Annotated in this window: 21 protein-coding genes; 5 read left to right on the top strand and 16 right to left on the bottom strand. The window is 58.5% G+C overall.

Annotated elements, in window-relative coordinates:
• Positions 1-605, top strand: a 605-nt coding sequence (locus J5Y17_RS02520) for an electron transfer flavoprotein subunit alpha/FixB family protein (protein WP_219783614.1), incomplete at its 5' end; no start/stop codon positions are given.
• A gap of 66 nt (positions 606-671) precedes the next feature.
• Here the strand turns inward: J5Y17_RS02520 and J5Y17_RS02515 are convergent.
• A complete protein-coding gene (locus tag J5Y17_RS02515; protein ID WP_219783613.1) occupies positions 672-1,499 on the bottom strand; it encodes a DUF6473 family protein in 828 nt (275 codons plus the stop codon).
• A gap of 176 nt (positions 1,500-1,675) precedes the next feature.
• On the opposite strand from J5Y17_RS02515, the gene J5Y17_RS02510 reads away from it, so the two are divergent.
• Positions 1,676-2,551, top strand: a complete 876-nt coding sequence (locus J5Y17_RS02510; protein WP_219783612.1) for a 3-hydroxybutyryl-CoA dehydrogenase — start codon at positions 1,676-1,678, stop codon at positions 2,549-2,551.
• 74 nt (positions 2,552-2,625) lie between these two features.
• On the opposite strand, the gene J5Y17_RS02505 is transcribed toward J5Y17_RS02510, so the two are convergent.
• The 7 genes from J5Y17_RS02505 to J5Y17_RS02475 are packed head-to-tail and all read right to left on the bottom strand — an operon-like array spanning position 2,626 to position 8,017.
• Positions 2,626-3,528: a lysophospholipid acyltransferase family protein gene (locus J5Y17_RS02505; RefSeq protein ID WP_370628827.1), complete on the bottom strand. Its 903-nt coding sequence runs from the start codon at positions 3,526-3,528 to the stop codon at positions 2,626-2,628.
• Between the two features lies 1 nt (position 3,529).
• Positions 3,530-3,805 carry an HPr family phosphocarrier protein gene (locus tag J5Y17_RS02500; protein ID WP_219783611.1) on the bottom strand — a complete coding sequence of 92 codons (276 nt, stop codon included), beginning with the start codon at positions 3,803-3,805 and terminating at the stop codon, positions 3,530-3,532.
• A gap of 34 nt (positions 3,806-3,839) precedes the next feature.
• Entirely contained in the window at positions 3,840-4,232 is a 393-nt protein-coding gene (locus tag J5Y17_RS02495; RefSeq protein ID WP_167600864.1) for a PTS fructose transporter subunit IIA, read from the bottom strand.
• Between the two features lie 14 nt (positions 4,233-4,246).
• On the bottom strand, positions 4,247-5,128 hold the full coding sequence (gene rapZ, locus J5Y17_RS02490; RefSeq protein ID WP_370628829.1) for an RNase adapter RapZ: 882 nt from the start codon (positions 5,126-5,128) through the stop codon (positions 4,247-4,249).
• A 20-nt stretch (positions 5,129-5,148) separates the two neighbouring features.
• The gene (locus J5Y17_RS02485) at positions 5,149-5,595 is read right to left on the bottom strand and encodes an HPr kinase/phosphorylase (protein WP_370628826.1); all 447 of its coding nucleotides are present in this window, start codon (positions 5,593-5,595) and stop codon (positions 5,149-5,151) included.
• On the bottom strand, positions 5,592-7,316 hold the full coding sequence (locus tag J5Y17_RS02480; RefSeq protein WP_255571803.1) for a sensor histidine kinase: 1,725 nt from the start codon (positions 7,314-7,316) through the stop codon (positions 5,592-5,594). The genes J5Y17_RS02485 and J5Y17_RS02480 overlap by 4 nt, the downstream gene beginning before the upstream one ends.
• A complete protein-coding gene (locus J5Y17_RS02475) occupies positions 7,316-8,017 on the bottom strand; it encodes a response regulator transcription factor (RefSeq protein ID WP_219783609.1) in 702 nt (233 codons plus the stop codon). Before J5Y17_RS02475 ends, J5Y17_RS02480 begins: the two co-directional genes overlap by 1 nt.
• 380 nt (positions 8,018-8,397) lie before the next feature.
• Here J5Y17_RS02475 and J5Y17_RS02470 point away from each other — a divergent pair, with 380 nt between their 5' ends.
• Positions 8,398-9,996 (top strand): phosphoenolpyruvate carboxykinase, encoded by a 1,599-nt coding sequence (locus J5Y17_RS02470; RefSeq protein ID WP_219783608.1) that lies wholly within the window; start codon positions 8,398-8,400, stop codon positions 9,994-9,996.
• A gap of 102 nt (positions 9,997-10,098) precedes the next feature.
• A complete protein-coding gene (locus tag J5Y17_RS02465; protein WP_219783607.1) occupies positions 10,099-10,437 on the top strand; it encodes a cytochrome c in 339 nt (112 codons plus the stop codon).
• On the opposite strand, the gene J5Y17_RS02460 is transcribed toward J5Y17_RS02465, so the two are convergent.
• Positions 10,429-11,199 (bottom strand): sulfite exporter TauE/SafE family protein, encoded by a 771-nt coding sequence (locus J5Y17_RS02460; protein WP_370628824.1) that lies wholly within the window; start codon positions 11,197-11,199, stop codon positions 10,429-10,431. The two genes, J5Y17_RS02465 and J5Y17_RS02460, sit on opposite strands and share 9 nt — an antisense overlap.
• Positions 11,200-11,407: 208 nt before the next feature.
• On the opposite strand from J5Y17_RS02460, the gene J5Y17_RS02455 reads away from it, so the two are divergent.
• The gene (locus J5Y17_RS02455; protein WP_219783605.1) at positions 11,408-13,081 is read left to right on the top strand and encodes an acyl-CoA dehydrogenase family protein; all 1,674 of its coding nucleotides are present in this window, start codon (positions 11,408-11,410) and stop codon (positions 13,079-13,081) included.
• Positions 13,082-13,099: 18 nt separating this feature from the next.
• Here J5Y17_RS02455 and recO read toward each other — a convergent pair whose 3' ends face one another.
• From recO to J5Y17_RS02420, 7 genes are all read right to left on the bottom strand, one after another.
• On the bottom strand, positions 13,100-13,843 hold the full coding sequence (recO, locus tag J5Y17_RS02450; RefSeq protein ID WP_219783604.1) for a DNA repair protein RecO: 744 nt from the start codon (positions 13,841-13,843) through the stop codon (positions 13,100-13,102).
• 59 nt (positions 13,844-13,902) lie between these two features.
• Positions 13,903-14,238, bottom strand: coding sequence for a DUF1491 family protein (locus tag J5Y17_RS02445; RefSeq protein ID WP_219783647.1), 336 nt, complete (start codon positions 14,236-14,238; stop codon positions 13,903-13,905).
• A complete protein-coding gene (era, locus tag J5Y17_RS02440; RefSeq protein WP_219783603.1) occupies positions 14,235-15,149 on the bottom strand; it encodes a GTPase Era in 915 nt (304 codons plus the stop codon). The genes J5Y17_RS02445 and era overlap by 4 nt, the downstream gene beginning before the upstream one ends.
• Entirely contained in the window at positions 15,142-15,831 is a 690-nt protein-coding gene (gene rnc, locus J5Y17_RS02435) for a ribonuclease III (RefSeq protein ID WP_219783602.1), read from the bottom strand. Before rnc ends, era begins: the two co-directional genes overlap by 8 nt.
• Complete coding sequence (gene lepB, locus J5Y17_RS02430; protein ID WP_219783601.1) at positions 15,828-16,610, bottom strand: signal peptidase I; 783 nt, start codon at positions 16,608-16,610, stop codon at positions 15,828-15,830. Before lepB ends, rnc begins: the two co-directional genes overlap by 4 nt.
• Positions 16,611-16,732: 122 nt before the next feature.
• Complete coding sequence (gene acpS / locus J5Y17_RS02425) at positions 16,733-17,137, bottom strand: holo-ACP synthase (RefSeq protein ID WP_219783600.1); 405 nt, start codon at positions 17,135-17,137, stop codon at positions 16,733-16,735.
• Positions 17,138-17,155: 18 nt separating this feature from the next.
• Positions 17,156-17,899, bottom strand: coding sequence for a pyridoxine 5'-phosphate synthase (locus tag J5Y17_RS02420; RefSeq protein WP_219783599.1), 744 nt, complete (start codon positions 17,897-17,899; stop codon positions 17,156-17,158).
• Positions 17,900-17,999 lie beyond the last annotated feature (100 nt).

Here is a 17,999-nt window from a genome sequence, read left to right as displayed (position 1 = left end):
TGATGGTGATCTCGGACGTGACCGAGGTTGTCGACGCCGACACGTTCAAACGTCCGGTCTATGCGGGCAACGCGGTGCAGACCGTGAAATCCGCGGATGCGACGAAAGTCATCTCCTTCCGCACCTCGACCTTTGACGCGGCTGGTACCTCCGGGTCGGCCTCCGTCGAAACCGTGTCGGGCGCAGGCGACAAAGGCTTGTCGGCCTTCGTCGAGGACAAGGTGGTCGAAAGCGACCGTCCGGAACTGACCTCCGCCAAAGTCATCGTGTCGGGTGGCCGTGGCGTCGGCTCCGAGGAAAGCTTTGCGATCATCGAAGCGCTCGCTGACAAACTCGGTGCCGCCGTCGGCGCGTCGCGTGCGGCTGTGGATTCGGGCTACGCGCCCAACGACATGCAGGTCGGCCAGACCGGCAAGGTCGTGGCGCCTGAGCTCTACATCGCCTGCGGCATCTCCGGCGCGATCCAGCACCTCGCCGGCATGAAGGACTCGAAAGTGATCGTCGCGATCAACAAGGACGAAGAAGCCCCGATCTTCCAGGTCGCCGACTTCGGCCTCGTCGCAGACCTCTTCGACGCAGTCCCAGAATTGACTGAAAAGCTTTGAGCTTTCAAAGTCACGAAACACGAAAGGCCCGCCAGTTTGGCGGGCCTTTTGATGTCCGGCTTGCTTTTATAGATAAGGCGCAAGGGCATCCTGAAGAGCTCTGGCGGCTTTCGCATGGGCAATCGGCCCCAGCATTTCCCGCGCCGCGGGGGCATCGAGATCGGAATAAATCATCTTCTCATAACCCGCCTCGATCTCATCCTGACTCACGACCACCTCGACAACGTCTTTGACCAGCGGGCGGATTGCTTCAATCATCTCACGGTTTACAAAAAGCGGGTCCCCCTCAATCGCATCACAAGCGGCCACGCCATCCGGGGAATGCCCGGAGAGCCACAGCAGCACCAAGTTTCCCTGCAACTTGCTTGCTATCGTCCGCATCCGGGCCACCCAGGCGTCACGCAGTTCTTGCCGGACCATGGCGAATTTTTCCCCCGACGTGACTTCCAACGTTTGCAAAAGATGCCGAGTAAAGTTGAAATCGGTAAAGTCTATCTCGCGGTAAATCGTTCGCAACAGGGTCGAGGCGCGCAGGAAACGGTCATTGCGGCGCGGGTGCACCGCGTAGAACCGGTTCGACATGTTTTGCGCGCCGGGCATCTGCAGCACCGTCACCTTGGCCTTTTTGCAGATGTCCGCCACGGTTTCATCATTCAGAAACACGTCCACGCCGCCATTCACACAGCCGAGATTGAGCGTCGTTGCGCCAAGCCCCGCCTCCGCGAGCGTCGGAAACGGTACGTCGACGAATTTCCCGTATGTCTCGGTTCCTCCGAGAAAGGCCACATAAGGCTCGTCTAATTTTTTCTTCGGCCCCCGGAACAGAAGTTTCGATTTGCCGTACCGGCACGGCGTATAGTTTAAAGAGCCTTCGCTCATATTTTGGTAAGCCATGTGTCCACCCACTGGTTTAATTTCACCCAGAGCAGAGAGTCGCAGACACAGGTTTCGAAATCTCTAAATGGCCAATTCGTTAAAAATTTTATAGGTCAGCGCCCCTGTCTTGCCCCTTGAACCCGGCGCGATGTGGGGCGTAAACTTACTGCAAATTTGCCCAAGGAGAGTGCGAGATGGAGATCAAGAAAGTCGGTATCGTCGGCGCCGGTCAGATGGGCAACGGCATCGCGCATGTCTTCGCTTTGGCGGGCTATAACGTGGTGGTGAACGACATCTCGCAAGAGGCGCTCGACAATGCGGTTGTTACGGTCACGCGCAATCTCGACCGTCAGGTGTCGCGCGAAAAAATCTCCGAAAATGAACGAGATGCAGCGCTTGCCCGGATCTCCACCACACTGAACCTTGAGGAACTCGGCCAGACCGATCTGGTGATTGAGGCGGCGACCGAGCGTGAAGACGTCAAGAACGCGATTTTCGAACGCCTTCTGCCACATCTGAAACCTGAGACGATCCTGACCTCGAACACCTCGTCCATCTCGATCACACGGCTTGCCTCGCGCACGGATCGCCCGGAGAAATTCATGGGCTTTCACTTCATGAATCCGGTGCCCGTGATGAAGCTCGTCGAACTCATTCGCGGCATCGCCACCGATGAAGAGACCTACAGAACGCTTTTAGGGGTGGTCGAATCACTGGATAAGACCGCCGCCAGCGCCGAGGATTTTCCCGCTTTCATCGTGAACCGTATCCTGATGCCGATGATCAACGAAGCTGTCTATACGCTTTATGAGGGCGTAGGCTCCGTAAAATCCATCGACGAGTCGATGAAGCTGGGTGCGAACCATCCGATGGGGCCGCTGGAACTGGCCGATTTCATCGGCCTCGACACCTGCCTCGCGATCATGAACGTGTTGCACGACGGTTTGGCCGACACGAAATACCGCCCCTGCCCGCTTTTGACAAAATATGTCGAGGCCGGCTGGCTCGGCCGCAAGACCCAGCGGGGCTTTTACGATTACCGTGGCGAAACGCCTGTGCCGACGCGCTAAACTGGGGCGCTTATCAGAGACAAAGAAGGGGCCGCGCTGGCCCCTTTTTCATGTCTGATCTCAGCGATTACTTTTTAGTCCGTGCGCCCGCCCAAAGCGAGCGTATGAGAGCGCATCCAGTCCATGAATTCGCGCGTCTTCGTCTGCCAATCCTTGAGATCGTCTGGCGTCAACGGATCGCCGATGATCGGCGCCTGCGGCTTGTCCAGCGCATGCGCGATCTCATGCAGCAACAGCCCCTGACGGAAGCTCGCCGCGATCTTGTCCGCGATCTGATAGAGCCGCGTGTTGCGCCCTGGGAAGTAAATCGGCAGCACAGTGGCGCCGGACTTCAGCACCATCTTGGCAGTGAACGGGTTCCACGGCTTTTCCTTCACCGGGCCCCACCAATCCTCAGACGAAGCCACGGCGCCTGCCGGGAAGAGAATGATCACCCCACCCGCTTTCAATGTCTCCATCGCCTCGTTGCGCATCTTGATCGAGGCACGGTGGCTGTCGGGCTCATGCGGGAAAGGCACCGGCAACATGAAGGGGTCGATCTCGCGAATGCCGGTCAACAGCGAGCGCGTCAGGATTTTGTAATCCGTGCGCACCTTGCCGATCAGTTCCGCCATCACCAGACCGTCAACGAGGCCGTGCGGGTGGTTCGCGACCACAACCAGCGGACCTGTGGCGGGAATCTTGGCGATCTGCTCTTCCGGGGTCTGCACCTTGATGCCCATGACCTCAAGCGCCTGGCTAAAGAACGGCTGCCCCATCGGCGTGCCCATCTTCTCGAACCGACGGATGCGGCGCAGAAGCGGCAGCTTGCCGGTTACCCATTCAATGGAGCGGATGATCAGAACTTTCGAGGGATCGGAAAACGTCCCGGCATAGGACAGGCGGCGTGCGTCGTATTTGACGAAATCCTCGTCGCCAGGTTTCGGAGCGTGGATGTCCGTCACGTCGTCTTGCCCATCTTTTGGGGGATGAGACACTTTACATATCCTCGCCAAATCTGTCCTTGATCAGGGCCTCGATGGCATCCGCCAGCGCGTTCGCCTCCGGCCCGTTCGTCGTGACGTCAATAGTCGTTCCTTTGGAGGCTGCCAACATCAAAAGCCCCATAATGCTGTCGCCAGATGTGCTCAGCCCATCCTTGGCGACTTCGGCATTCGCGTCGAATTCCTCGACCACTTCAACGAGTTTCGCCGAGGCGCGTGCATGCAGCCCTTTGACATTCACGATTTCATGTGTGCGCGTAACCGACGCCATCTCCCCACCTCGACTTTATTCTTGTCCGACCCGTTTAACGCCCGTGGACGTCGAAACTGTCGATATATTTTCGTCCGGCATCAAGCGCATTGCCCACCGCTTCCGCAACCGTTTTATGCCGCGATTTCGCCAGCTTGATCAGCATCGGCAGGTTCGCGCCGTAAATGATCCGGCGGTCGTTGTGGTGACAAGCCAAAAGCGACAGGTTCGACGGGCTGCCACCAAACATATCGGTCACCACGACCACGCCATCGCCACTGTCGACATCATCGGCGGCGGCGCAAATCTCGCGCTGTTTGGCCGAGCGGTCATGATCCGGCTCGATCGAAATCGCTTCGATACCCACCTGTTTGCCAACGACATGTTCAACCGCCGCGAGATACTCGCGGGCCAGTCCCCCATGTGCGACGATCACAATTCCGATCACGTAAGCATTCCCGGTCAGAGGCCGCTCTGGCGGCGTTCAAGTTCCCTGTGTCTTATTGACACTTGCCAATTATGTTCTGCAAGGGCTTTGGATAGAATTTCAGCAAGCGTCACCGATCTGTGTTGCCCTCCGGTACACCCAAAGGCGATTGAAAGGTGCTTTTTACCCTCATCGCGATAGGCAGGCAGCAACAACAGCGTCAACTCCAGGATTTTCTGAAAGAAGGAGTCAAAGCGCGGGTCGTTTTTCACATAGTCCTGAACCCGCGGATCCGTGCCATTAAGCCCCCTGAGGCTTTCGTCCCAATAAGGATTGGACAGAAAGCGCACATCGAAGACCATATCAACTCCCCGCGGCATACCGCGCTTGTAGGAAAAGCTATGGACCGAAAGCGCCATATCCGCCTCGCTCCCTTCGGCGAACCAGCGCTCGATCTCGTCGCGGAGTTGATGGGGCGTCATCTCGGTGGTGTCGATCAAAATGTCGGCCCGCGCTCGGATCGGCACCAAAAGATCGATCTCCCGCGCCACCCCGTCCTGCGCGGTTTCAGCGGGCGCCAGTGGATGGCGACGGCGGGTCTCGGAATAGCGCCGGATCAGCACCTCGGGTGCACAATCGAGGTAGAGCACTTCCGCCTCATGGTTCGGGTCGCGCGTCAGATCGTCGATCACTTCGATCAGACCGTTAACGGAGAAATCGCGGTTGCGCACATCGAGCCCCAGCGCCAAAGGTTTGGTCAGCCCGCCGCCTTCCAAAAGCCGTGGCAGGATCGAAATCGGCAGGTTGTCGATGACCTCATAGCCAAGATCTTCGAGCGTGTTGATCGCAGTGGAACGCCCCGCGCCCGACGGACCGGTCACAAGCACAACACGATGGGGGGATTTCGATTGCGGGATCGGCATCCCTGCGGGCGAGCTCACGCGCATCGGCCTCCTTTGAGCCATTGGATCAGGGCGGGGGCAAAATGCGGCCCATCGACCCGGTAAAACAGGGGAATCGAGACCCCGATGAGAGCCTTTTCACGCCGGGGTGGCAAGCGCTCTGTTTCGACCTGTGCCATGTCGACAACACCCCGCAAACGGACTTGGGAAAGGCACTCAGATTTGAGCAATCCGAAGCCGCGCGCCTCGATCATGCCCGCGATCGTCTCAGGCGCTTCGGCGGTGAGGTAATTCGCGTCAGGATCGCGCTTTAGAAGTGTGCGGTCGTCGGACACAAGCCGCGCCCCCAAGGCCATCAGCGTCAGACAAAGCGCAGATTTCCCGCTGCCCGACGGCCCCACGATCAAAAGCCCGTTCTCAGCACCAAGTGCGACACAGGAGGCATGAAGATTTACCTCCTCCCGCAAAGCATCTTCACTCACACCGGCAAGCCTACAACGAAACGCGCGCCCAGTGGGTCGGAGGTGATATCGGCATCGGTCGGGCGGATGTTTTCGGCCCAGATCACGCCGCCATGGGCCTCGACGATCTGTTTCGAGATTGCCAGACCAAGGCCGGAATTGTTGCCGAACTGACCCTCGGGACGTTCCGAATAGAAACGTTTGAAAATTTTCGTCAGCGCCTCTTCCGGAATGCCCGGACCGGTGTCTTCGACAACGATCAGCACTCGATGATCCCGCTTGCGGACCCAGACGCGAATGGCATCCCCGTTTTCACAAAAGGAAATCGCGTTGGTGATCAGATTGACGAAGACCTGCGCCAGACGCGCTTCGAGGCCCGAAATCATGATAGGCTTGTCAGGCATATCCGCGATGAATTCGACACCTTTCTCCTGCGATTCCTGCGACAGATAGTCGATCAGGTTCGTCAGCATGTGGATCAGGTTGAACTCTTCTTCCTCTTCCTTGACCAGTTCACTGTCTAGGCGCGAGGCGTTGGAGATGTCAGACACGAGACGATCAAGGCGGCGCACATCATGTTCGATCACATCGAGAAGCTTTATGCGATGCTCCTCTTTCTTGATCATCCGAAGCGAACCGACCGCCGAACGCAAAGACGCCAGCGGGTTCTTGATCTCATGAGCCACATCGGCGGCAAACTGTTCGTTGGCGTCGATCCGGTCGTAAAGTGCGGAGACCATGCCACGAAGCGCCGAGGACAGACGACCAATCTCATCCGGGCGACCGGAGAGATCGGGAATGCGCACACGACCCGGCGCAACTTTGCGGCTGTTCTTGTCACGCCCGATTTCGGCGGCAGCGGCCAGATCAGCCAGCGGGTTGGCTATGGTCGAGGCCAGCACAAGGCTCAGACCAATCGACACCAGAATGGCGATGACAAAGACTTGAAGGATTTGCTCGCGCTCGACGCGCACCAGATCGTCGATCTCGCCCTTGGCGGAGACAAGCCCGATCACGCCAATCGTTTCACCCGTTGCATCCAAAGTGATCGGCGCAGCGACGGTAAAGACCGTGGAGCCTTCGGCATTCACGCTGGTGTTGACGTGAATCTCATCGTTAAGCGCCAGTGAGGCAAGTCCTGCGACATGTTCCCCGTAATCTTGAAAACCCTCAGGGGCGCTGCCTTTGGCAAAGGTAATGGCCGACCAGATTTTGTTCAGGAAATCGGAGATGACGGTCGAACGGCCTTCTTCGCGCAGTCCGGCCACATTGGTCGGCGCGACCCGCGGCATGCCCTCGGTCGAGGCAATCAGCGACCCGGTTCGATCAAAGATGTAGACATTATCCCGGAGCGGAAGTTCCAGAACCTGAAGCACGTTCGCAACATCGTCGGACCCCTCACTGACACTGAGTTGCCCATCCACCCCGGCCGTGACCTCAAGCATATCGGCAAGAAGCGCCGCCTCCGTAACCATGGCCGTTTCGCGTTGCAGGACGAGGCTGTCGCGGAAAGGGTTGAGATAGAGGATGCCGGAGACCATGAGAATGATCGCGACGAGATTGAAGGTGATGATCTTCTGCGCCAAAGGCGAACGGTTCACCGCAATGAAATTGCGACGACGGCGCTTTTCCCGAAGCTCCGCATCAGAGGTGCGCGGCGCAACCCAATCGTCCCCGAGAACGACATCTGCGTTCTCGGACCTGTACTTGCCCGAACGATCCATGCTGGAAGCCAGGGTCATTACTCCTCGTTATACCTGTATCCGATGCCGTAAAGCGTTTCGATTGCCGAGAAATCTCCGTCCACGGAGCGCATTTTCTTGCGCAGACGTTTGATATGGCTGTCGATGGTGCGGTCGTCGACATAGACCTGATCGTCATAGGCGACATCCATCAACTGATCGCGCGACTTCACGAAGCCCGGACGCTGTGCCAGCGCCTGCAACAGCAAAAATTCGGTCACGGTCAGTGTGACGTCGAGGCCTTTCCACTTCACCGCGTGACGCAGCGGGTCCATTTCCAATTCGCCACGCACCAACACTTTGGTCTCTTCGGTCTCAACGACATCAACGCCGGCGATGGCCTCCTGACGGCGCAAAAGCGCGCGGATGCGTTCGACCAGAAGACGTTGGGAGAACGGTTTTTTCACATAGTCGTCTGCGCCCATACGCAAACCCAGCACCTCGTCAATCTCATCATCTTTCGAAGTGAGGAAGATCACCGGCATGTTGGTTTTCTGGCGCACGCGCTGCAACAAATCCATGCCATCCATCCGCGGCATCTTGATGTCGAAGACGGCCATATCCGGCAAGCGTTTGTTAAACGCATCCAAAGCCGACTGGCCGTCATTGTAAGTTTCAACCTCAAACCCTTCAGCCTCAAGCGTCATGGATACGGAGGTGAGGATATTCCGGTCGTCGTCTACCAAGGCGATACGGGACATGGTCGGCTTCCTTCAACTGCTCAACGGGTTCATTTTTTATGCTACTTTCCGTGTTTCGACGGCTCAAATCAAGCAAAACCACGAATCAGGGTCCGGGGTTAAAGCCATAGAAAGCCAAAAGTTTCAAGGAATGGCTAATTTGTCTCACCTTCGCGCTTATCCCTTACGCATATTGGCTCTGAAGTCCGCCACCCGCCGAGTGTTTGCGCTACCCCTTAAGTGGTTGCGCTAACTCTTGATCTGCCTCCTGTTTACGCGCGGCGCAAGCGTGATATAGCAACTCCGTTGGCACATGTGTTGCCCATCCGCGAATGGCCCTTTCGCGGTACAGAATTCTATATCCAAAGACGCCGGCAAGGACACGGCGAGGGAGTTTGCATATGACAACCGGACGCGTGAACCCGGCTTTCACCCTTGAAGACCAAGGCATTACCGGACTTGGCAATGTCTATTACAACCTTCTCGAGCCGGCCCTCATCGAAGAAGCCATCAAGCGCGGCGAAGGCTCGCTGGGCCAAGGCGGCTCTTTCCTCGTCAGCACTGGCGAACACACCGGCCGGTCCCCGAAAGACAAATTCGTCGTCCGCACCCCGGATGTGGAAGACACCATCTGGTGGGAAAACAACCAGCCCATGGATCCGGCAAAATTCGACGTGCTCTACGCCGACATGCTCGAGCACATGAAGGGCAAGGACTATTACGTTCAGGATTTGTACGGCGGCGCCGACCCGGCCAACCAGCTTGACGTGCGCGTCGTATCCGAATTGGCTTGGCACAACCTGTTCATCCGCACCATGCTGCGCCGCCCCGAGCTCAGCGATCTGGATGATTTCACTGCCGATTTCACCATCATCAACTGCCCGTCTTTCAAAGCGAACCCGGAAAAGCACGGTTGCCGCTCCGAGACGATCATCGCGCTGAACTTCGAGAAAAAGCTGATCCTGATCGGCAACACCGAATATGCGGGCGAGAACAAGAAGGGCGTGTTCACCCTGTTGAACTACATCCTTCCGGGCAAAGGCATCATGGCGATGCACTGTTCCGCCAACCACGCGCCGGGCAACCCGGTCGACACCGCGATCTTCTTTGGTCTCTCCGGCACCGGCAAAACGACGCTCTCCGCCGACCCGGCCCGTGTGCTGATCGGCGACGACGAACATGGCTGGTCCGACAAAGGCACCTTCAACTTCGAAGGCGGCTGCTACGCCAAGACCATCAACCTCTCCGCCGAGGCAGAGCCGGAAATCTATGCGACCTGCTCGATGTTCGGCACCGTGATCGAGAACATGGTCTATGACGAGCACACCAAAGAGCTCGACTTCCAAGACAGCTCGCTGACCGAAAACATGCGCTGCGCCTACCCGCTGCACTATATCTCCAACGCGTCTGAAACGGCGATGGGCGGTCACCCGAAGAACATCATCCTTCTGACCTGTGACGCGTATGGCGTTCTGCCTCCGATCGCGCGCCTGACACCTGCTCAGGCCATGTATCACTTCCTCTCCGGCTTCACCTCGAAGACCCCGGGCACCGAAGTGGGCGTGACCGAGCCGATCCCGACCTTCTCCACCTGCTTCGGCGCGCCGTTCATGCCGCGTCGTCCGGAAGCCTACGGCAACCTGCTGCGTGAGAAGATCGCGAAACATGGCGCGACCTGCTGGCTCGTCAACACCGGCTGGACCGGTGGCGCGTTCGGTGTTGGCTCGCGGATGCCGATCAAGGCAACCCGCAACCTGCTGCACGCCGCTCTTGAAGGCACGCTGGCCGAGGTCGAATTCCGCAAGGACGACAACTTCGGCTTCGACGTTCCGGTCTCCGTGCCGGGTGTGGCCGATGTTCTTCTCGACCCGCGCCGCACCTGGGCCGACAAAGAGGCCTTCGATGCGCAGGCTGAGAAACTGGTCCATATGTTCAAAGAGAACTTCGAACAGTACCTGCCCTATATCGATGAGGACGTGAAAGCCGCCGCCATCGGCTAAGGCCTTTCCTCACCTGATGAATTGACGCCCCGGCCCGCATGGTCCGGGGCGTTTTCTTTTGCGCGTCATTCAGATGTCACGCCGCTCTGGCAGTCTGTTGCCATGAAATATGCTCTGATTTTCACGCTGCTCACGACCCCGGCTCTCGCGCAGGAGGTCGATTTTTCCGACCCCGCGCTGATCGGTTTTGGCGAAGAGGTCTTCACCGATTTCTGCATGGCCTGTCACGGCGAAGAGGCCTTGGGCGGCAATGGTCCGGACATTCAGGGTTCGATCCTAAGTGACGTCACACAAGCGATCCGAGGCACCGATCAAATGGAGTCCGTCGACCTTTCCGAGGGCGAACCGGAATCCGTGACTGCCTATCTCATGTCGCTGGCGCCCAAAGTGGCCGAGACCAAATTGCGTCTTGAGGCCACGCGAAGACAACGATCAGAATAACCCACGCCGGACCAGATTGGCGCCCGCCACCAAAAGCACAAACAGCGTCGCACGTTTAAATTTCTTCTGATCCAAACGATCCTGCACCCGCTGCCCCAGAGCCATCCCCAGAAGCGCAGGAACCAGAAGTGCCGCAGACAGCGGAATGGTCTGGTTATTCAACACGCCAGAACGCAAATGCGCCAACAAAAGCGTCAGAGCGCCGGTGCCAAAGATCACGCCTGTGATCTTGATCTGCAATTTCTTCGGCGTATCCACGGCGGTCAGATAGGCCACGGTCAGAGGCCCCCAAATGCCTGCCACCCCACCGATCATGCCGGAAATCGCGCCGAGGCCCAGATCATAAAAGCCGCGATGATGCTCCGGAATATGCAGAGCAGGCCCGATCAGGAGATAGCTCGCCAGCACGATCACAATGAGACCGAGGCTCAGAAATACCACCGATTGCGGTAGGATCACCACAAGCTGAGCGGAGAGCACGATCAGCACCAAAAGCGCGCCAATGTAGAGCTTGTACTGTTTCGCCGCCGCAACGGCCTCCGCTGCGCCGCCACGCAGCGCCTGCCAGACATTGGAGACCACAGTCGAAAAAATCAGCCCCGCAAGCGCCACCTCCGGCGCCAGAAAAGAACCCAGCCCCGAGATCATGATCATCGGCATGGCAAACCCCGTCGCGCCTTTGACGAAACCCGCCAAAAGCGTGATTGCGAGCGCGGCAAAAATCTGCGGTAGGGTGAGAAGGGTCAGGAGGCTTTCAAACATCATAGCCCCTGATAGAACGCCGCCCTCTTGAGGTATAGGACAAAGGGCAAGTCGCATGGTGCCAGCGCTTTTCTTTCTCTGGGCCAAGCCAAACAAACTCATCCCTTGCGACACTTTACGTCATTTTTAAAGTTCATTGGAAAATATTATTGCGCTGCGACTGCGAAAGGATTAGATAAGTGCAAGTCCCCAAGGAGGAGAGAATCTCATGGCCCTTGACCAACAGGAGATGACCATGTCGAACCCTATTTTGCCTGATCTTATGGCTTTGACCGGCGCGGCTGTGGCCCCGGCGGAGGCCATTCTGGACCGGGCGCGTGCCGCCTTGCGTTCCGAGTTTCTCGACGGCGACCGCATATCCAGCAAAAAGATCGAGGCCAATCAAACCGCTGCCCATGGGCTTGCCTGGCTTGCCACCTATGTCGAAAGCCTGCGCCAGATGCAAAAATGGGCCGAGGCACTGTCGGGCGAGAGCAAGTTCGGCGAGATGGAGCAGCTGATTCACCAGATCGCGTTCGGCGAATACCTGAGTCAGATTTACGGCGGCATCCCGATGAATCAGGGCGAGATCTGCCGACTTTCAGATCTTGGTCTGGGCCTCGTGCAGCCGAGCCACTGCGAAGTGGTCAAGCTTATGCTCGAAGGCAATTCGACAGGCGCTCGCACGCGGCTTGTCGAACTGATGCGCACCAATTCCGGCCATGCGACGTTTGGGGCGTCGGGCCTCGACGACGAATTGGAAATGATCCGCGATCAATTCCGCCGCTTCGCCGACGAAAAAGTCGCGCCCTTCTGTCACGAATGGCACCTGAAAGACGATTTCATCCCGATGGAGATCATCGAGGAACTGGCAGAACTGGGCGTCTTCGGCCTCACGATCCCCGAGGAATACGGTGGCTTTGGCTTTCCGAAGGCGGCGATGGTCGTGGTCTCTGAAGAGCTTTCCCGCGGCTACATCGGTGTCGGTTCTCTGGGCACGCGGTCCGAAATCGCCGCCGAGTTGATCCTCGGCGGCGGCACCGAGGCGCAAAAGGAACAGTGGTTGCCAAAACTGTCCTCCGCCGAAATTCTGCCCACTGCGGTCTTCACCGAACCGAACACCGGCTCCGATCTCGGATCCTTGCGCACCAGAGCGGTGAAAGAGGGTGAGACCTACACGGTGACCGGCAACAAAACCTGGATCACCCACGCCGCGCGCACCCATGTGATGACGCTCTTGGCCCGCACCGATCCAGACACCACGGATTACAAAGGCCTGTCGATGTTCCTGGCCGAAAAGACGCCGGGCGATGACGAAAACCCCTTCCCCACTCCGGGCATGAGTGGCGGCGAGATCGAAGTGCTGGGCTATCGCGGCATGAAGGAATACGAGTTGGGCTTTGACGGGTTCAAGGTGAAGGCAGAAAACCTTCTGGGCGGCGAAGAAGGTAAGGGCTTTAAACAGCTCATGGAGACCTTCGAGAGCGCCCGCATCCAGACCGCCGCGCGCGCCATCGGCGTCGCGCAAAACGCGCTCGAGGTCGGGATGCAATATGCCGAGGACCGTAAGCAGTTCGGCAAATCTCTGATCGAATTCCCGCGCGTCTCCGGCAAGCTGGCTATGATGGCGGTCGAGATCATGGTGGCGCGTCAGCTCACCTATTTCTCCGCTTGGGAAAAAGATCACGGCCACCGCTGTGACCTTGAGGCCGGTATGGCGAAACTCTTGGGCGCGCGCGTCGCTTGGGCCGCCGCCGACAATGCGCTTCAAATCCATGGCGGCAACGGCTTTGCGCTCGAATATCAGATTTCCCGCATCCTCTGCGACGCGCGGATTCTGAACATCTTCGAAGGTGCTGGGGAAATTCAGGCGCAGGTGATTGCGCGGCGTCTGCTGGGCTGAGCGAAGTCTCAAAGAACCTCAAAAAGGCGGTGCCTCCTGCGCCGCCTTTTTTGCGAGCCGGTCCACGAACCGATCCCGCGCGGCGGGCAGGCCCCGATCCGACAACTCCGCCGTGATCTTCGCCAGAAAATGTCCCGTCGTCCTGAGCCCCTGCCCGATCTCGGCAAAATCCAGAGACGATTGCCCCAACAGACATTGCGGCAGGGGCAAAAGCCGATCCGCCCATTCCCCCGCGCCTTTTCGGGACACGGCACGGCCCGTCTTGGGCGAGACATAAATCAGATCGTCTGGCGATCCGGTCACCGCGCAAGAGGACAGATCGAGGCCAAAGCCCAGCTCCTCCAACAAAGATACCTCCCAATGCAGATAGGCCAGCGGCCACATCGGGTCTGTGCCGATCCGATCGAACAGCGTCAGACTGTCGACATAGAGATAGCCATGCGCCTCGCGCTCCGGCAGAAGATGTGAGAGCATCGCGGTCATCGCCGTCATTCCGGCCAACGCCATGGGATCATTCAGCACATGAGCGCGGCTTTTCACCGGCTCGAACGTAAAGCTCCCTAGATGATCCTCGATCCGCGCTTTCCAAGTGACGGCAACCTGCCCACCCGGCTGCAAATGCGGAGTCATCTTGCGAGAAATGCCGCCCCGCACGACGCCCGCATGCCGCCCGTGCTCGGGGGTAAACACCTCGACAATCACCGAGGTCTCGCCATGTTTTCGGACGGAGAGGACCACCCCTTCATCGCGCCACTCGATCATGCGCCTGCTTCTTTTTGGTCGAAATACTCACATGACCCTGACCCGCGACAGACGCGGGGTCAATCCGATAAGCCAGGCTCATCCAAAAGCGTGCGCCCCAGACGGTCCTCGACTTCGATGATCCAGAGATCGGGGTCAAAGCTGCGTTGTTTGGCTAGAGAGGCATCCACATCACGCTCCTCGCCTTCGGCCAAAACCATCCAGTCGCGGCGATCTTCCATCAGGTTAAACTCGCGTTGAAACGCCTTGGCCTGACCGTCCAGCGTGTTGAGTTTGACCATCACGGCGCCGGCTGTGGCATCGCCTTTCTTCACGACAAAGGCCGGAATATCGGCAAGCCGCAGCCGCGTCAGATAGGCCGAGACCCAGACATCCGCCGTCAGCCGCGCCATCAGTTGCCGTCTTTGAAATCGAGCCCCATTTCGCCGTAGCGCTCGGCCTCTTCCAACCAGTTCGGGCGCACTTTCACCTGCAGGAACAAGTGTACCTTGCGGCCCAGAAACTCTGACAATTCCTCACGCGCGGCGCGAGAAATGCGTTTGATCGTCTCGCCACGTTTGCCGAGGATGATGCCTTTATGCCCGTCACGCGAAACATAGATCACCTGATCGACCTTGGCAGAACCGTCTTTGCGCTCTTCCCAATTCTCGGTCTCGACGGTGAGCTGGTAGGGCAATTCCTGGTGCAGATTAAGCGTCAGTTTCTCGCGCGTGATTTCAGCGGCAATCATCCGCATCGGCAGATCGGCGATCTGGTCCTCCGGATAGAGCCACGGTCCTTCCGGCAGTTCGCGGGCGAGCCATTTGCGCAGATCGTCAACGCCTTTGCCCTTTTCAGCGGAGATCATGAAGGTCTCCACAAAGTCTCGGCGTTCGTTCATGTCCTTGGTGATCGCGAGAAGTTTCTCAACGTCCACCATGTCGATCTTGTTGATCGCCAGCGCGACTTTCTGTTTCGGGTTCGAATGCTCGTCCAAAGCCGCCAAAATGGCCTCGACGCCCTCGGTCACGCCCTTATGCGCCTCGATCAAAAGCACCACGACATCGGCATCCGCAGCGCCACCCCAAGCGGCTGACACCATGGCGCGATCCAACCGACGTTTGGGTTTGAAAATGCCGGGGGTGTCGACGAAAACGATCTGGCTGTCCCCCTCCATCGCAACACCGCGAATGCGGGCACGGGTGGTTTGCACCTTATGCGTCACGATCGACACTTTCGCGCCAACCATGCGGTTCAACAGCGTGGATTTGCCGGCGTTGGGTTCGCCGATCAAAGCCACAAAACCTGCGCGTGTCGTTTCAGCCATTTTTGGCCTCCAGTTTTTGCAAAAGCGCCTTGGCGGCGGCTTGTTCGGCCTGACGTTTGGAATTCGCCTCGGAGCGTTCCGCCTCGCCACTTTCCAGCGTCACTTCGATGGTGAAGATCGGCGCGTGATCGGGGCCTTTGCGGGCCACTTCGGAATATTTCGGCGGCTTCTGCCCGCGGGCCTGCGCCCATTCCTGAAGCGCGGTTTTCGCATCACGGGCGTCATCTTCGACCCGGTCGATACGTTTACCCCAGAGCTTGCGCACCAGCGCTTTGGCAACCTCGAAACCGGCATCGCGATAGACGGCGGCAATCACCGCTTCCATCGCATCGGCAAGCAACGCCTCTTTGCGGCGTCCGCCTGACATCATCTCCGAGCGGCCCAGCTTCAACACGGCGCCAAGGTCGATCTGACGCGCCACATCAGCACAGGTTTCTTTGCGCACCAAGGCGTTGAAGCGGGGCGCCAACTGACCCTCTGAGGCGGATTTATCTTTTTCGAACAGCGCCTCGGCCATGGTCAGGCCCAGAACCCGGTCGCCCAGAAATTCGAGGCGCTGGTTGTCGGGGCGGGTCGCGGACGAGATCGAACTGTGGGTAAGCGCGCGCAGGAGCAATTCGGGCTGAGAAAACTCATGCCCGAGCCGCGTCTGGAACGCCTGGATATCTGCGGAAATCTTCACTGCACCGCCTTAAAGAAACGGTCTTTGCGCCAGGTCCAGAAATAGACGAGACGTTTGCCGGCTGCGGAGAAAATCACGTTGCTGACCTTCCCGACGAGATATTCCTCGGGGACAAAACCCACGCCGCCCATGGTGGTCGGCACGCGGCTGTCGGCGGAGTTGTCGCGGTTGTCACCCATGAAGAAATAGTTGTTCGCAGGCACGGTGTAGACCTGTGTGTTGTCAACGCCGGTGGTGCGGATGTTCAGAACCGAATGCTGACGCCCGCCCGGCAGGGTCTCGATGAATTTCTCTTTGACGCACTCGCCGCCTTCGCCCGGCGTGTTGCTACAAGCCGGATAGCGTGCAGCCGCGCCTTGTTTTTCGAAGGTCTCGACAAAGGCACCATCGGGCGTCTGCGTCACCTCTTCGCCGTTGAGGAAAATCACACCATCGCGAATCTGCACCCGATCCCCCGGCATCCCGATCAGACGTTTGACGAAGGTGCGGTGCTCGGTGGGGTGTTCGAACACCACGATGTCACCACGCTCAGGTTCAGAGCCAAGGATACGGCCAGAGATCGGGCAAAGGAAATTCACCACCTTCGGGCAAGACCACTGCGAATAGCCGTAGCTCATCTTGTTGACGAAGAGGAAGTCGCCAATCAGCAGCGTATCTTTCATCGAGGACGACGGAATAAAGAACGGCTGGAAGAACAGCGTGCGGAAAATCCCGGCGATCAGCAGGGCATAGACCACTGTTTTGATGGTTTCGGTCAGGCTGTCCTTGGCACTGCTCATCTTCTCGTCCTTTGGGGAAACGGTTTTACGCTTTAGCGGGATATGAAAGGCGCGCGGCGGGGAGTCAAGGCAAACGCCCGTGAAGGCGGGGTTTTACACCGCCTAGACTGTGCAAACTCGCCTCATTTGCCCTTCGGGCGGGCTTCGATCACCACAAAGGCCTGCGCCCAGGGGTGATCGTCGGTCAGTGTCACATGGATGATCGCCTCATGCCCCGGCGGAGTCATCTCGTCGAGCCGTTCTTTGGCCCAGCCCGTGACCTCCATCACCGGCTGCCCGGTGTGGAGGTTCTTGACCGCCATATCCTTCCACGAAATCCCCATCGCGAGCCCCGTGCCCAAAGCCTTGGAACAGGCTTCTTTTGCGGCCCAGCGTTTCGCATAAGTGCCCGCGACATCACGGCGTCGCTCGGCCTTCACCTGTTCGACGTCCGTGAAAACACGGTTTTTGAAGCGCTCGCCAAAGCGCTCGAGCGTCCCGGTGATCCGGTCGATATTCGCGAGATCTGTGCCGATGCCGAGGATCATACCAAGCTCCTGAACGCGTTAACCTCGCGCCTCATCCATCAATCGGCGCATCTCCTGAATGGCCGGGATGATGCCGCGGAAAATCGCTTCGCCGATCAGGAAATGCCCGATGTTCAACTCGACGATTTCCGGCAAAGCCGCGATGGGTTGCACAGTTTCATAAGTCAGCCCGTGGCCGGCATGGACCTCAAGCCCCAGAGAGTGCGCGAAAGCCGCCATCTCGGTCAGGCGTTTCAACTCCTCGTCGCGCTCGGCAAATTTGCCTTCCGCATGCAGGTCGCAATAGGCCCCCGTGTGCAACTCGACAACAGCGGCCCCAATGCGATGCGCGGCCTCGATCTGAGGCTGGTCGGCTGCGATGAAGATCGACACGCGCGATCCCGCCTCGCGCAAGGGAGCGATGAAATGCGCCAGACGGTTTTCCTCCCGCGCGACCTCAAGCCCGCCTTCGGTGGTCCGCTCTTCGCGTTTCTCGGGAACGATGCAAACCGCGTGGGGTTTGTGCCGCAAAGCAATCGCCTGCATCTCGTCGGTGGCGGCCATCTCGAAATTCAAAGGCACGGAAAGGTTCGCGACCAAGGCCTCAATGTCCGCATCGGTGATGTGGCGGCGATCTTCGCGCAGGTGCGCCGTGATCCCGTCGGCCCCCGCCTCTTCGGCGAGTTTCGCGGCCCGCACCGGGTCCGGGTAGGCCGAGCCACGCGCATTGCGCACGGTGGCGACGTGATCAATGTTCATACCGAGGCGAAGTTTCTGGGTCATGATGTCGTTCCCAAGCAAGAGGTGTTTCCGCGGACAATACCGTGCGGATCACGAAAGAAAACCGACAAATCCTAATCAAGGCGATCAAGACCTGTGCGAC

It is taken from the genome of Celeribacter sp. PS-C1, from assembly GCF_019429625.1.
GTDB lineage: Bacteria > Pseudomonadota > Alphaproteobacteria > Rhodobacterales > Rhodobacteraceae > Celeribacter.
Note: the sequence above shows the minus strand (reverse complement) of the source record. Positions and strands in the feature narration are given on the sequence as shown.

Bases quoted from the DNA above. Each gene is read 5' to 3' on its own strand.
- J5Y17_RS02515 (WP_219783613.1), bottom strand. From the start codon at position 1,499: ATGGCTTACCAAAATATGAGCGAAGGCTCTTTAAACTATACGCCGTGC.
- J5Y17_RS02510 (WP_219783612.1), top strand. From the start codon at position 1,676: ATGGAGATCAAGAAAGTCGGTATCGTCGGCGCCGGTCAGATGGGCAAC.
- J5Y17_RS02500 (WP_219783611.1), bottom strand. From the start codon at position 3,805: ATGGCGTCGGTTACGCGCACACATGAAATCGTGAATGTCAAAGGGCTG.
- J5Y17_RS02480 (WP_255571803.1), bottom strand. From the start codon at position 7,316: ATGACCCTGGCTTCCAGCATGGATCGTTCGGGCAAGTACAGGTCCGAG.
- J5Y17_RS02475 (WP_219783609.1), bottom strand. From the start codon at position 8,017: ATGTCCCGTATCGCCTTGGTAGACGACGACCGGAATATCCTCACCTCC.
- J5Y17_RS02470 (WP_219783608.1), top strand. From the start codon at position 8,398: ATGACAACCGGACGCGTGAACCCGGCTTTCACCCTTGAAGACCAAGGC.
- J5Y17_RS02465 (WP_219783607.1), top strand. From the start codon at position 10,099: ATGAAATATGCTCTGATTTTCACGCTGCTCACGACCCCGGCTCTCGCG.
- J5Y17_RS02460 (WP_370628824.1), bottom strand. From the start codon at position 11,199: ATGTTTGAAAGCCTCCTGACCCTTCTCACCCTACCGCAGATTTTTGCC.
- J5Y17_RS02455 (WP_219783605.1), top strand. From the start codon at position 11,408: ATGGCCCTTGACCAACAGGAGATGACCATGTCGAACCCTATTTTGCCT.
- recO (WP_219783604.1), bottom strand. From the start codon at position 13,843: ATGATCGAGTGGCGCGATGAAGGGGTGGTCCTCTCCGTCCGAAAACAT.
- era (WP_219783603.1), bottom strand. From the start codon at position 15,149: ATGGCTGAAACGACACGCGCAGGTTTTGTGGCTTTGATCGGCGAACCC.
- lepB (WP_219783601.1), bottom strand. From the start codon at position 16,610: ATGAGCAGTGCCAAGGACAGCCTGACCGAAACCATCAAAACAGTGGTC.
- acpS (WP_219783600.1), bottom strand. From the start codon at position 17,137: ATGATCCTCGGCATCGGCACAGATCTCGCGAATATCGACCGGATCACC.
- J5Y17_RS02420 (WP_219783599.1), bottom strand. From the start codon at position 17,899: ATGACCCAGAAACTTCGCCTCGGTATGAACATTGATCACGTCGCCACC.